The following is an 11,922-nucleotide window of genomic DNA, read 5'->3' as shown; positions in this document are numbered from 1 at the left end:
ACTGTAATACGGGCCCACAGGGCGAACAAGGGTGGTCGTCATGGACTTCACGATTCCCGAGCGCACCGGAAGATTCCGCTCGGAGCTCGCGGAACTGTTCGGGAAACGATCCGTCAGGGATCTGCTGGCCCGCGTCGCCGCACGCGAGGACGGCATGGACGGCGACGTCAGAGAGGTGTTCCGGGTGCTGGGGGCGGCGGGTGCACTGGCCCCGGCATGGCCTGCGGAGTACGGCGGGAGGGGCGGTGACTTTACCGAGACTATAGCGCTTCTCGAGGAGCTCGTGAGATACAGGATACCGAGCAGCCTTTACTACATATCCGTCCAGATAATCGGTTCCCTCATCCTCCAGTCGGGAACCCACGAGCAGAAGAAGACAATTCTCCCCAGGCTCGCCTCGGGAGAGCTTTCCGCATGCATTCTTTTCACCGAGCCGGACAACGGTTCCGATCTCGCCGGGATAACCACCCGGGCCCGGCGCGAGGGATCGGAATGGGTCATCGACGGGCACAAGAAGTACAACCTCAAGACGGCGTACGCCGACCTGGCGCTCTGCGCCGCCCGGATCGACGACGCCGCGAGCAGGTACGAGGGCATCACGCTGTTCCTGCTGCCGATGTCCACCCCGGGGATCACCGTCAAGCCCATCCCCAGCATGGCCGACGAGCAGTTCCACGACGTGCGCCTCGACGGGGTGCGGGTCACGGACGACGCGGTCTTCGGCGACCCCGGCGCGGGCTGGTCACTGATCACACGCCTGTTCTCCGCCGAGCGAAGCGGGCTCGACTACTACGCCCGCGGCCTGAACTGGATGCGACTGTCGGCCGAGTCGCTCGCCTGCGACGGGGCGGCGGGGGACGCCGAGGCCGCGGGCCTGGCCCGCCGGTGGGCCAGGCTCGACGCGAGCCGGCTGCTGGCCTCCCGGGTGATGCAACGCCTGCAGGACGACGAGCCGGACATCATCCAGGCGTCACTGTCGAAGTGGCACTGCAGCGAGTCGGCGCAGCGGGTGGCGTGGTGGGCCCTGGAGACCCTCGGCCTGCCGATGGTCACCACGTTCCCCGCCGACGCCGACCGGGCGCTGGAGGCCGCCTACCGGGAGGCGGCCGGGCTCACCATCTCCGGCGGAGCGTCGGAGGTCCTGCTGGAGGTCGTCGCCGGCGCCCGCCTGCTCGGCGACGTCCCCGACGACCGGGAAAGGAGCCGATGACCATGGACCTGAAACTCAACCCCGTACAGGAGCGGCTGGCCGGCGCCGTGGAGCTGGCCCTGACCCGGACCGGCGACCCGCGGGCGGAACTGGCCGGGATCGGCGTGCCGGCGGTGAGCCTGTCGCCCCGGTGGGGCGGCCTGGGGCTCGGGCTGGGCGCCGACGTGATCGTGGGAACGGAGCTGGGCACGGCGATGGAGACGCTGCCCGGCTACCGGGAGACCGCCCTGTGCCTGGACCTGCTCCAAGAAGAGGCCCCCCGGGAGGTGGAGGACGCGCTGGCGGCGGCCGTGGACGGCAAGGCGCTGGCCACGACGCTCGGCCTGCACGCGCCCGTCACGCTGCGCTGCGACGGCGAGGGCCGGCTGTGGGGGGTCGGCGAGGCGGTCGAGGCGTGCCCGTGGGACGTCGTGGTCGCGCGGGCCGCGGTCGAGGGCGGCGCCCACCGCTGGTTCGTCCTGCCGGTCAGGGAGGCGACCTGCGGGACCGAACCCGCCGAGGTGCTGGGCACGCCCGCCGTCCGGCTGCACTTCTCCGGGGCACGTGCCCACGAACTGGACCTGAACCCCGCCGTGCTGGGCCGGGCACTGGACGCGGCGCGGGTGCGGCAGGCGGCGCTGCTGCTCGGCCTGGCCACCGGGGCGTTGCGCGTCGCCAAGGAGCACGTGAACCGGCGGCTGCAGTTCGGCCGTCCGCTGGTGGAGTTCCAGACCGTCAGCCACCGGCTCGCCGCGCTGATGGCCGAGGGCGACGGCTGGCTGCTCCTGCTGCACGAGGCCGCGTGGCTGCACGACCGGGAGGAGGACACGACGGTGGCGGCGGCGCAGGTCCTCGCCGCGGCGGCCGACCACGCGCTGCGCGCGACCCGGCTGAACCTCCAGTTGCACGGGGCACGCGGCATGCTGTCCGGCTCCCGGGCGGCCTCGGCCTACCGGACGGCCTCGGTCGAGGCGGTGCGGCTGGGACCGGCGGAGCGGCTCTGGCCCGAGATCGGCCGGGCCCGCCTGGCCGCGCTGGGCTCGGCGTCCCGGTAGGCGCGCATCCGCACTCCGGCCCCGGTACCCGTCGCCGCCGACCGGCGGCGGGTACCGGGGCCGGCCGCGTTCCGGCGCCGGCGGTCACAGCAAGGGGGCCGGGACCGGCGGTCACGGCGAGGGGGCCGGGGCCGCGACTGGAAGATCACGAGCGGGGGTTCACCGGCGACAGGAAACGGGCGAGGGTCTCCGTCAGCTCGCCGGGGGCGTCCAGGAAGGTGTAGTGGCTGCCCGCGAGCACCGTCTTCTCGCAGGGTGCCCAGGCGTCCCAGCCGGTCATCAGGTGGTGGGGGACCTCGACGTCGTCGGACCAGCCGATCACCGTGACGGGGCAGCCGAGCGGCACGGCCTCGCGGTGGTAGCGCTTGTTCGCCTCGACGTCGGCGATCAGCACGTCCAGGAAGAGCTCGACCATCTCGCTGCGGGGGGCGGGCGAGCCGAGGGCGGCCAGCAGCCCGCGCAGCTCCCGCTCCAGCTCCGCCGGGCTCAACCGCAGGAACCGGCCGTACGGGCCGTCCTGCGGGGCGACCTGGGAGGAGACGAAGACCCGCTCCGGAAGGCGCAGCCCCCGCTCCTGGACGCGCAGCACGGTCTCGAACGCCGGCAGTGCCCCGCCGCAGTGGCCGAACACCGCGTACGGGCGGTCGAGATACGGCGCGATGCCGTCGACCGCCGCGTCGGCCAGTTTCTCGTAGGTGCCGAAATGCCCTTCCCGGGTGCGGTTCTCCCGCCCCGGGAGCTGGAGCGGGACGACCTCCACCTCGCCGGCCTCGCCCAGCCGGGCGGGCCAGCCCCGGAACATGGACGCCCCGCACCCGGAGTAGGGAAAGCAGAAAAGCCGGACTCGACTTTCACTTGAGGGCGGCTTGAGAAACCATCGAGAATCGGTCGAGGAAATGCGCCTGGGACGCGGAGGAGGGATTACGGAATTATTCACGTTGTTTATGATAACGCCGTTCAATCTTTTTGCGGAGGGGTCGCCGTGAAACTGCTCGCCGTCAGCGATCTGCATGTCTCGCACGCGGCGAACCTCCGGGTCGTCCGCGAGCTGCCCGCCTCGCCCGACGACTGGCTCGTCGTCGCCGGCGACGTGGCGGAGACCGCCGCGGACCTCGCCGCGGCGCTGAGCGTCCTGGTGCGGCGGTTCGCCCGGGTCGTCTGGACCCCCGGCAACCACGAGCTGTGGACGGTGCCGCACGACCCGCTCCAGCTGCGCGGCCGGGAACGGTACGAGTATCTGGTGGAGATGTGCCGCGGGCTCGGGGTGCTCACCCCCGAGGACCCCTACCCGGTGCTGGAGTGCGAGGAGCGCCGGTTCGTGCTGGCGCCGCTCTTCCTGCTGTACGACTACAGCCTCCGGCCGCCGGGGACGACGGCCGCGCAGGCGTTGGAGAGGGCGTACGAGGCGGGCGTGGTGTGCTCGGACGAGTTCCTGCTCCACCCCGACCCCTACCCCGACCGGGCCGCGTGGTGCGCCGACCGGCTGGCCCTGACCGAGCGCAGGCTCGCCGCCCTGCCGGCCGACCTGCCCGTCGTGTTCGCCAACCACTACCCGCTGCACCCGTCGCTGGTGCGGCTGCCCCGCGTGCCGGAGTTCTCACTGTGGTGCGGGACGGCCCGCACGGCCGACTGGCACCTGCGCCACCGGGCGGAGGCCGTGGTCTACGGCCACCTGCACCTGCCGGGCTCGTACACCCTGGACGGGGTGCGGTTCGAGGAGGTCTCGCTGGGCTACCCGAGGGAGTGGCGCCGTCGCCGCGGCGCCTACCGGCCCCGTCAGATCATGCCCGCCCCCCCGGCCAGGGCCTCGAACACCTCCGCCACCCGCACCACCCCGGGGTGACCCAGCAGCCCGTGCGGGCCGGCCGGGACGCGGTGGACCACCAGGTTCGGCGCGTGGCGGCGCCATTCCTCCTCCGCGCGGGCCGGCTCCGGCGCGTCCGCCGCCGTCACAAGGCGCACCTCACCCCCGTACGGCGTCTCGGGCAGGTAGGACTCCGCGGCGGCGAGCAGGCTCCGGCGGACGGCGGACCGCCGGGCGTCCCCGTCCGGACCCGGGCCCGCCCCCGGAGCGGCCTCCGGAGCGGCTTCGGAAGGGCCGGGGACGGCGGCGGGGAAGCCGGGAGGGGCGGAGCCGAGGAGCACGACCGGCACGGGCGGGCATCCCCTCGCCACGGCCTGGCGGGCCATCTCGAACGCGACCAGCCCGCCGGTCGACCCGCCGCCCAGCACGAAGGGCCCGCCGCCGAGACCCGGCAGCAGCTCGTCGAGGTAGGCCGCCGCCCGCCCGGCCACGCCGAGCCCGTGGCCGTGGTGGTCGAAGGCGTAGACGGCGCGTCCGCCGAGCGCGGCGCCCAGGGGCCCGTAGCGGGCCGCCTCCCCCTCCTCGGTGTGCACCAGGACCACGGCGGGCGAGGCCGAGCCGGGGTGCAGGCGCACGAGCGCCCGGGTGGCGGCCGGCAGGTCCGCGCCGCCGTTCTCCAGGGCCGCGACCAGGTCGGCGACGGTCCGGTGACGCAGCAGCAGACCGGCGGGCAGTTCGCGGCCCAGCGCCGTGCCCAGGCGCTGCATGGCCTCGACCGCGGCCAGCGAGTGCCCGCCGCGCAGGAAGAAGTCGTCATGCGGGCCGACGGGGCCGACCCCGAGGACCGACTCCCAGATCTCACCGGCCGCCCGCTCGGCGCCGTCGCGGAGCGGCCGGTCCGCGACCGTCCCGCCGCCGGGCGCCGGCAGGCGGTCGGTCGCCACCCGGCCTCCGGCGTCGAGCGGGAAGGCGGGCAGGCAGACGAACGCCGCGGGGACCGGTACGGCCCGCAGCACCCGGTGGCAGTGCAGCCGGACGCTCTCCGCCGACTCCGGTGAGCACGGCACCCCGCGCCGCGGCACGAGGTAGGCGACCAGGTCACCCCGCCGGCGCAGGACCAGCGCCCGGTCGACGTCGGCGTGGGCGGCCAGCACCGCCTCGATCGCGGCGTACGGTTCCCGGACGATCTCCAGGGCACCGTCCTCGCGGAGCCTCCCGCGGTCCCCGGTCTCCCGGAACGCACCGGTGCCGGCTCCGGGCCCCCCGGGGCCGTCCCCGATGCCGTTTCGGGGGCCGTTTCCGGGGACGGGCCTGGCGACCTGGATGTTCCCGTGCACGCCCCTGGGCACGGGCAGGCCGGTCGGCCCGGTGACCCGGACGGCGACATCCCCGGCCACCGGCCCGGCCAGGAGCACCCCGGCGACGACGTCCCCCCGGCAGCGGCGCAGGGCGACGTCCCCCACCTCCGGGTGCCGGTACACCGTCCACAGCTCGGCCTCCGGGAAGGCACGCAGGCACCGGGCCTCGGCGGTGGCGCCGAGCGGCTCCCCCACGCACACGATCCTGCGGTGCGCGCGCGGTCCGCCGGTGTCCCCGCCTCTGGTCCCGGTCTCGTCGGTCCCGGTCTTGGTTCCGGTCTCGGTCCAGGTCCCGGTCTCGGTCTCGGTCTCGGTCTCGGTCTCGGTCTCGGCGAGCAGTGCTCCCAGGAGCGCGGGTGTCAGCCTCAGTGTCACGGGCTCGCGTCCGGCGAGGAGCCCGGCGAGGAGCACCGTGAGCCACGCCGAAAGCCCGTCCCCGGTGGTCGCGGGCGGTGTCATGCCCGTGGCCGGTTCGCCGGGCACGTGCCCGGCCGGTCCGGGCAGCACCAGGCGCGCACCGCTGACGACGGGCCACAGCAGCTCGTCCGGCTCGACCGTCGCGGGGTCGGCGGCCACGATGACGTGCTCTCCCGGCGTCACCGGCAGGTCACGGCACCGGGCGGCGACCCGCGCCACCATCATGAAGGCCGCCGGGGACGCCGCCGTCACGGAGGCCGCCGGGGAGGCCGCCGTGGCGGACGCCTGCGCGGACGTGCCGGCGGCCCCCTGTACGGGGAACCCGGAGACCGGTCCCACGGGTGGCGTGCCGGGCCGCGGGACGGCGCGCCAGCCGTGCGGGTCGCCGTCCTCGGCGACGAGCGCCGCCGCCGGTCCGTCCGTCACCGGAACGCATCCGGCCAGCAGTACGGCGACGATCGCCGTCACCCGGTCCCGGGCGTCGGACGCGGTCACGGCGACCGGCGTCCCCGCGGGCAGGCCCGCACCCGCCAGGTGCCCGGCCGCCACCCGCGCCCGTGCCCACAGCTCCGCGTACCCGAGGGTCCGTCCGGCCGACTCCACGGCCACTGCGCCGGGCGTCTCGGCCGCCCACCGCCCGACGAGCCCGGTGACCGCCTCCGCGGTCGAGCCCGCGCCGGAGTCCGAGCGGCCGGCCGTGCCGTCGCCCGGACCGCAACCCGCCGCACCCGCCGGGCCGGAGCCCGTCATCCCCTCCCCCGCGCCGGAGCCCGCCGCCCTCTCCCCCGCGCCGCAACCCGCGTCCCCCGCCGCGGGGACCACCGAGAGGTCGTCGCCGTCGGCCACGGCGAGCTCGACGAGCGGCACGTCCGGAGACTCCGTCGCGACCTCGACCAGCCGGCGGAACAGGCGGGCCATCCGGGCCACGGCGGGCCGGGAGAACAGTTCGGCGTCGTAGACCAGGTTGCCGCCCACCTGACCGTTCTGGACGTAGAAGTTGGCCTCCAGGTCGAAGCGGACGATGCCGCTGTCGAAGAAGACCAGCTCGGCGTCGAGCCCGGGGAGCCGCAGCCGCTCGTCGGAGCTGAACTGGTAGTTGAGCCAGACCTGGAAGACCGGTGTGACCGAGGGGTCGCGGCGGGGGCCCAGTTCGGCCACGAGGCGCTCGAACGGCATGTCCTGGTGGGCGAAGGAGTCGATCACCGCCTGGCGTGCGCGCCGCACCGCCTCCCGCAGCGACGGGCGGCCGGACAGGTCGACGCGGACGGCGAGGGTGTTGACGAAGAACCCCACCACCTTCTCGAACTCCGGCCTGCTCTGCCCGGCCACCGGCACCCCGATGACGATGTCGTCCTGGCCGCTGTACAGGCTGAGCAGCGCGGCCAGGCAGGTGAGCGTCACGACGAACGGGGTGGCGCCCGCCTCAGCGGAGAAGGCGTCCAGCCGGGCGACGGCCCGCGCGGGCAGGTCGAACTGCTCCGAGCCTCCGACGATCCGGTGGTCGGCGCGCCGGGGGCGGTCGGCGGGCAGCCGGAGCAGGTCCGGGATGCCGTCGAGCCGTTCGGTCCAGAAGCGGGTGAGCTCCGCCAGCCGCTCCGCCGGGAGCCGGCCGCGCTGCCAGGCCGCGTAGTCGACGTACTGCGCGGGCGGGTCGGGGAGCCGGACGGGGGTTCCGTCCCGGAACCCGCGGTAGAGCGCGTCGAGCTCGGTGAAGAACGGCACCACCGAGAACCCGTCGAACGCGATGTGGTGGATCATGACGACGATCAGGTGGTCGTCGGCGGCCACCCGGACGGTCAGCGCCCGCAGCACCGGCCCCCGGGCGAGGTCGACCGGCCGCTGTCCCCAGTCGCGGACCAGCAGCTCCGCCTCGACCGGCGGTTCGGCCGCGGCGGTGACGTCGGCCTGCTCGATCTCGGGCCGGTACGGCGGCAGCACCCGCTGGACCGGCGACCCGGCCGCGGCGGCGAAGACGGTGCGCAGCGCCTCGTGCCGGCGGACCGTCTCCGCCAGCGCCGAGGCGAGCGCCTCGCGGTCCGGTTCCGTGCGGGAACGGAACACGATGGGGATGTTGTGCGCGCCACTGCCGGGCACCAGCCGGTCGATCGCCCACAGCCGCCGCTGCGGGGAGGAGACCGGCCCGGACCTCCCCGTGTGGCCGCGGGAGCCGAGCAGCGCGGCCAGCCTGCGTCGCTTCTCCGCCAGGTTCGAGTCGCTCACCGGCGCTCCAATGTCGTGGGCGTGCCGCGCCGCGGGCGCGGGTCGGGAGGGGGCGTGCCGTCAGGTCGCCTGGAGTTCGGCGGGCACCTCGTCGCGGATGTGGTGGACCGAGCCGACGAGGACCCAGAAGATGGCGAACCAGGCGAAGACCGCGGCGAGCACAAAGCTGAACTCGATGGCGACCGCCGAGGCGATGATCCCGCCGAGCAGCGGGCCCAGCGCGTTCGATCCCCACACCAGGGCCAGCGCGATCCCGCCGGCGCGTCCCATCAGGTGGACGGGGGTGGCCTTCTGCACCATCGTCATGATCCCGACGTTGGCCACCGGCGTGGTCAGCGACGACAGGAACTGCGAGGCGATGACCACGGCGAAGCCGGCGGGACCGGGCTCGGCCGTCAGCAGCAGCAGGAACGCGCAGCCCAGGACCAGGTGGGTGAAGATGAGCGTCTTCCCCATGCCGACCCGCTGGTTGATCGCGCGGGAGACGGTGGCCCCCACGACGAAGGCGACTCCGCCGACGCCGAGCGCGATGCCGAGCTGGCTGGGCGAGAAGCCCAGGTCGTCGTAGGCGTAGACGATGAGCATCGACAGCGACATCGACACGGCGAGGTTGCCGAAGGAGCCCATCATCGTGAGGCTGCGCAGCAGCCGGTTGCCGAACATGATCGACAGGCCCTGCCGGAGGTCGGCGAGCGCCGCGCGGACGCCCCTTCCCTCGGGTTCCGGGACGGGTTCCGGCTTGCGTACCGCGAGGATCGCGACGGCGGACAGCAGGTAGGTGACGGCGTCGATGGTGATCGCCCTGGCCGCGCCGACCGCGCCGACCAGGACGCCGCCGACGGTCCGGCCGAAGACCATGGCGAGCGAGCGGCTCATCTGGGTCTTGGCGTTGGCGTCCATGAGGTCCTCGCGCGCCAGCAGCGCCGGAAGGTGCGACTGGTAGGCGATCTGGAAGATCACGTCCAGCACGCCCTTGACGGTGGCGGCGACGAAGAGGTGGGCGAGCGTCAGCGCGTCGAAGAGCGCCAGCAACGGCAGCGAGCCCAGCGCGACGGCCCGGCCGACGTCGGCGAACACCATGAGGCGGCGCCGGCGCATGCGGTCGTTGAGCACGCCGACCAGCGGGCCCAGCAGGACCCACGGCAGCCACTGGAGCGCGACGAGGACACCGACGGTGACGGCGTCCTGGCCGAAGACCAGCACCGCGAGCGAGGGCAGCGCGATGACTGTGATCTCGCTGCCGAACAGGCTGATCGACTCACCGGTCCAGAGCAGCCGGAAGTCCCTGTTGCGGAACACGCCGGGCCTTCGCCCGCCGTCCTTGACGGTGTCCTCCATGGCGGGACCGCCCCTTTCGGCTCCGCTCACCGCTCGGACGACGCGGCGAGGGCCCGCCTCAGGCTCAGCGGGCGCATGTCGGTCCAGACTTCGGCGATGTGCGCCAGGCAGGCGTCCTTGGGGCCGGAGAATCCGGTCGCGGTCCACCCCTGCGGCATCTCGAGGTCGGTCTGCCAGATGGAGTACTGCTCCTCGTGGTTGACGACGACGTGGTAGACGCGCTCGTCCTCACCGCTCACGATCTTCCTCCTCACCGGGAAGTGCACGACGGGTCGCGGGCGGCGGAACCGCCCGCGCGGCCCATCCTGGCGGCCCCCGCTAGAGCCCCGCTCAAGGATTTTTAGACGGCGTCCGCGCCGTCCTCGCCGTCCCCGGCGGGGTGACGGCCACCGGGTCCACGGGCCGCTGGGATCGCACCGGTCCGGCGGTCCCGCGCCGGTCCGGCCGGCCCGCGGTTCAGTGCTTGACGCAGAGGGTGAACCCGTCACCGACCGCCATCATGATCGAGCTGACTCTCGGGTCGGCGGCCACGGCGTCGTTGAACTCGCGGATCGCCCAGGTCTCCTCACCGTCGTCGCCCGGGTCGGCGACCTTGCCGTCCCACAGGACGTTGTCGATCAGGATCGCCCCGCCCGGACGCACCCGCGGGACCAGTTCCTCGAAGTAGACGGGGTAGCCCTGCTTGTCGGCGTCGATGAAGGCCAGGTCGATCACCGGGTCCGGGGGCAGTTCCTTGAGGGTGGTGGCGGCCGGCCCCAGGCGCAGTTCGATCCGGTCGGCCACCCCCGCGCGCTCCCAGTACTTGCGGGCGATGGTGGTCCACTCCTCGCTGACGTCGAAGGCGATCAGGCGACCGCCGGCGGGCATCGCCCTGGCGAAGCAGATGGACGAGTAGCCGGTGAAGGTCCCCACCTCGACGACGAGCGAGGGACGCAGCAGGGTCGTCAGCACGCTCAGGAACATTCCCTGGTCGGGGGCGATGAGCATTTCGGAGCGTATTCCGGTGGCCTCGCGCGTCTCCGCGACCAGATCGCGCAGCAGCCTGTCCGGCAGCGTGCAGTGCGCCAGGAGATATTCATGCATGGCGGGCGACAGATAGGGGGAGCTCATATCGGACATTGTCTGTTCGGGCGACTCAAGAACAACTCGAATTTCCCTGGAGAATCGCTTGGGAAAACCCCCGGGAAGCCTTCGGGGTAATTGACGGGATTTATCGGAAAGTTAGGCTGGGCCTCTGTCGGCATCCGGCGCCGCCTCCCACGCCCAGTTCCCGAGGAGTGGCATGACCACGCCCACCGCACGCACGAACACGCCTTCGATCAACCTCGTGGATCCCGATGCCTACGCGCGCGGGGAGGTCCCGCACGACCAGCTGACATGGCTGCGGGCCAACGCCCCGGTCTTCTGGCACGAGGGTGACGCCGAGCGCGGGTGGCCGGGCTTCTGGGCGGTGACCCGGCACGCCGACGTGACGGCCGTCTCCCGCAACCCGTCGGTGTTCTCGTCCTACCGGCGCCTGTCGCTGTTCGAGGAGATGTCGGACGGGGACGTCGCGGTCCAGCGCCTGATGATGCTGAACCAGGACCCGCCGGACCACACGCGGCTGCGCTCGGTGGTCAACCGGGTGTTCACCCCGCGGATGATCAGCCGTCTGGAGCCCCGCGTCCGGGAGATCTGCGACGGGCTGTTCGACGGTGTGACGGCGGCGGGCGAGGCCGACTTCGTCTACGACATCGCCGAGCCCCTGCCCATGTTCGTGATATGCGAGCTGCTGGGCGTCCCCGAGGAGGACCGGGACCGGCTCTTCCACCTGTCCGACCACATGGTGGGGGTGGACGACCCCGACTTCGCCGTCTCGCCCGAGGAGGGGCGGCTGGCCGCGGCGGAGATCTACTCCTACGCGGCCGAGCTGGCCGCGCTACGGCGGCGCGACCCCCGCGACGACATCACGACGATGCTGCTGCGGCCCGACGCGTCCGGCACCGCGCTCACCGAGGATGAGTTCGTCCTGTTCGTCATGATGCTCTTCATCGCGGGGAACGAGACGCCCCGCAACGCCGCGTCCGGCGGGATGCTGGCGCTGTTCGAGCACCCGGACCAGTGGCGCCGGCTGCGGGCGGACCCGGGCCTGTGCGGCAGCGCCGTGGAGGAGCTGCTGCGGTGGGTGACACCGGTCAACCTGTTCCGCCGGACCGCCACCCGCGACACCGAGATCGGCGGGACCCCGATCGCCGAGGGCGACAAGGTCGTGCTGTTCTACGCCTCCGCCAACCGCGACGAGGACGTGTTCGCCGACCCCTTCACCTTCGACGTGGGACGCTCCGTCAACCCGCACGTGGGCTTCGGGGGCGGCGGCCCCCACTTCTGCCTGGGTGCCCACCTGGCCCGGCTGGAGCTGCGCGTGCTCCTGGAGACCGTCCTGGAACGCACCCCCGACATCGAGCAGGCCGGCGAGGCCCGCCACCTGCGGTCCACCTTCATCAACGGTGTGAAGGACCTCCCCGTCCGTTTCACCCCCACGCCGCCACGGCGCTGAGCGAA

At 73.3% G+C, this 11,922-nt stretch carries 9 protein-coding genes; 4 read left to right on the top strand and 5 right to left on the bottom strand.

Annotated elements, in window-relative coordinates; all coding sequences use genetic code 11:
* Positions 1-40 precede the first annotated feature (40 nt).
* Complete coding sequence (locus F4562_RS30725) at positions 41-1,210, top strand: acyl-CoA dehydrogenase family protein (protein ID WP_184540102.1); 1,170 nt, start codon at positions 41-43, stop codon at positions 1,208-1,210.
* 2 nt (positions 1,211-1,212) lie between these two features.
* On the top strand, positions 1,213-2,244 hold the full coding sequence (locus F4562_RS30720; RefSeq protein WP_184540100.1) for an acyl-CoA dehydrogenase family protein: 1,032 nt from the start codon (positions 1,213-1,215) through the stop codon (positions 2,242-2,244).
* Between the two features lie 145 nt (positions 2,245-2,389).
* On the opposite strand, the gene F4562_RS30715 is transcribed toward F4562_RS30720, so the two are convergent.
* Positions 2,390-3,142, bottom strand: a complete 753-nt coding sequence (locus F4562_RS30715; RefSeq protein ID WP_375782462.1) for a thioesterase II family protein — start codon at positions 3,140-3,142, stop codon at positions 2,390-2,392.
* A gap of 84 nt (positions 3,143-3,226) precedes the next feature.
* Between F4562_RS30715 and F4562_RS30710 the strand changes: the two genes are divergently transcribed.
* Positions 3,227-4,087, top strand: a complete 861-nt coding sequence (locus F4562_RS30710) for a metallophosphoesterase family protein (RefSeq protein WP_311733897.1) — start codon at positions 3,227-3,229, stop codon at positions 4,085-4,087.
* Here the strand turns inward: F4562_RS30710 and F4562_RS30705 are convergent.
* The 4 genes from F4562_RS30705 to F4562_RS30690 all read right to left on the bottom strand — a co-directional run bounded on the left by F4562_RS30705 (position 4,021) and on the right by F4562_RS30690 (position 10,491).
* Positions 4,021-8,043 carry a condensation domain-containing protein gene (locus F4562_RS30705; protein ID WP_184540096.1) on the bottom strand — a complete coding sequence of 1,341 codons (4,023 nt, stop codon included), beginning with the start codon at positions 8,041-8,043 and terminating at the stop codon, positions 4,021-4,023. The genes F4562_RS30710 and F4562_RS30705 overlap by 67 nt on opposite strands.
* A gap of 60 nt (positions 8,044-8,103) precedes the next feature.
* Entirely contained in the window at positions 8,104-9,381 is a 1,278-nt protein-coding gene (locus F4562_RS30700; protein ID WP_184540093.1) for an MFS transporter, read from the bottom strand.
* Positions 9,382-9,407: 26 nt separating this feature from the next.
* Positions 9,408-9,620, bottom strand: a complete 213-nt coding sequence (locus F4562_RS30695) for an MbtH family protein (RefSeq protein ID WP_311733896.1) — start codon at positions 9,618-9,620, stop codon at positions 9,408-9,410.
* Positions 9,621-9,837: 217 nt separating this feature from the next.
* Positions 9,838-10,491: an O-methyltransferase gene (locus tag F4562_RS30690; protein ID WP_184540092.1), complete on the bottom strand. Its 654-nt coding sequence runs from the start codon at positions 10,489-10,491 to the stop codon at positions 9,838-9,840.
* 172 nt (positions 10,492-10,663) lie between these two features.
* On the opposite strand from F4562_RS30690, the gene F4562_RS30685 reads away from it, so the two are divergent.
* A complete protein-coding gene (locus tag F4562_RS30685) occupies positions 10,664-11,917 on the top strand; it encodes a cytochrome P450 (RefSeq protein ID WP_184540090.1) in 1,254 nt (417 codons plus the stop codon).
* Positions 11,918-11,922 lie beyond the last annotated feature (5 nt).

The sequence above is a fragment of the Streptosporangium becharense genome (genome assembly GCF_014204985.1).
In the GTDB taxonomy this organism is placed as follows: Bacteria; Actinomycetota; Actinomycetes; order Streptosporangiales; family Streptosporangiaceae; genus Streptosporangium; species Streptosporangium becharense.
The sequence above is the reverse complement of the archived record's forward strand: the minus strand, read 5'-3'. Positions and strand labels throughout refer to the sequence as shown.

Bases quoted from the DNA above. Each gene is read 5' to 3' on its own strand.
- F4562_RS30725 (WP_184540102.1), top strand. From the start codon at position 41: ATGGACTTCACGATTCCCGAGCGCACCGGAAGATTCCGCTCGGAGCTC.
- F4562_RS30685 (WP_184540090.1), top strand. From the start codon at position 10,664: ATGACCACGCCCACCGCACGCACGAACACGCCTTCGATCAACCTCGTG.
- F4562_RS30690 (WP_184540092.1), bottom strand. From the start codon at position 10,491: ATGAGCTCCCCCTATCTGTCGCCCGCCATGCATGAATATCTCCTGGCG.
- F4562_RS30720 (WP_184540100.1), top strand. From the start codon at position 1,213: ATGGACCTGAAACTCAACCCCGTACAGGAGCGGCTGGCCGGCGCCGTG.
- F4562_RS30700 (WP_184540093.1), bottom strand. From the start codon at position 9,381: ATGGAGGACACCGTCAAGGACGGCGGGCGAAGGCCCGGCGTGTTCCGC.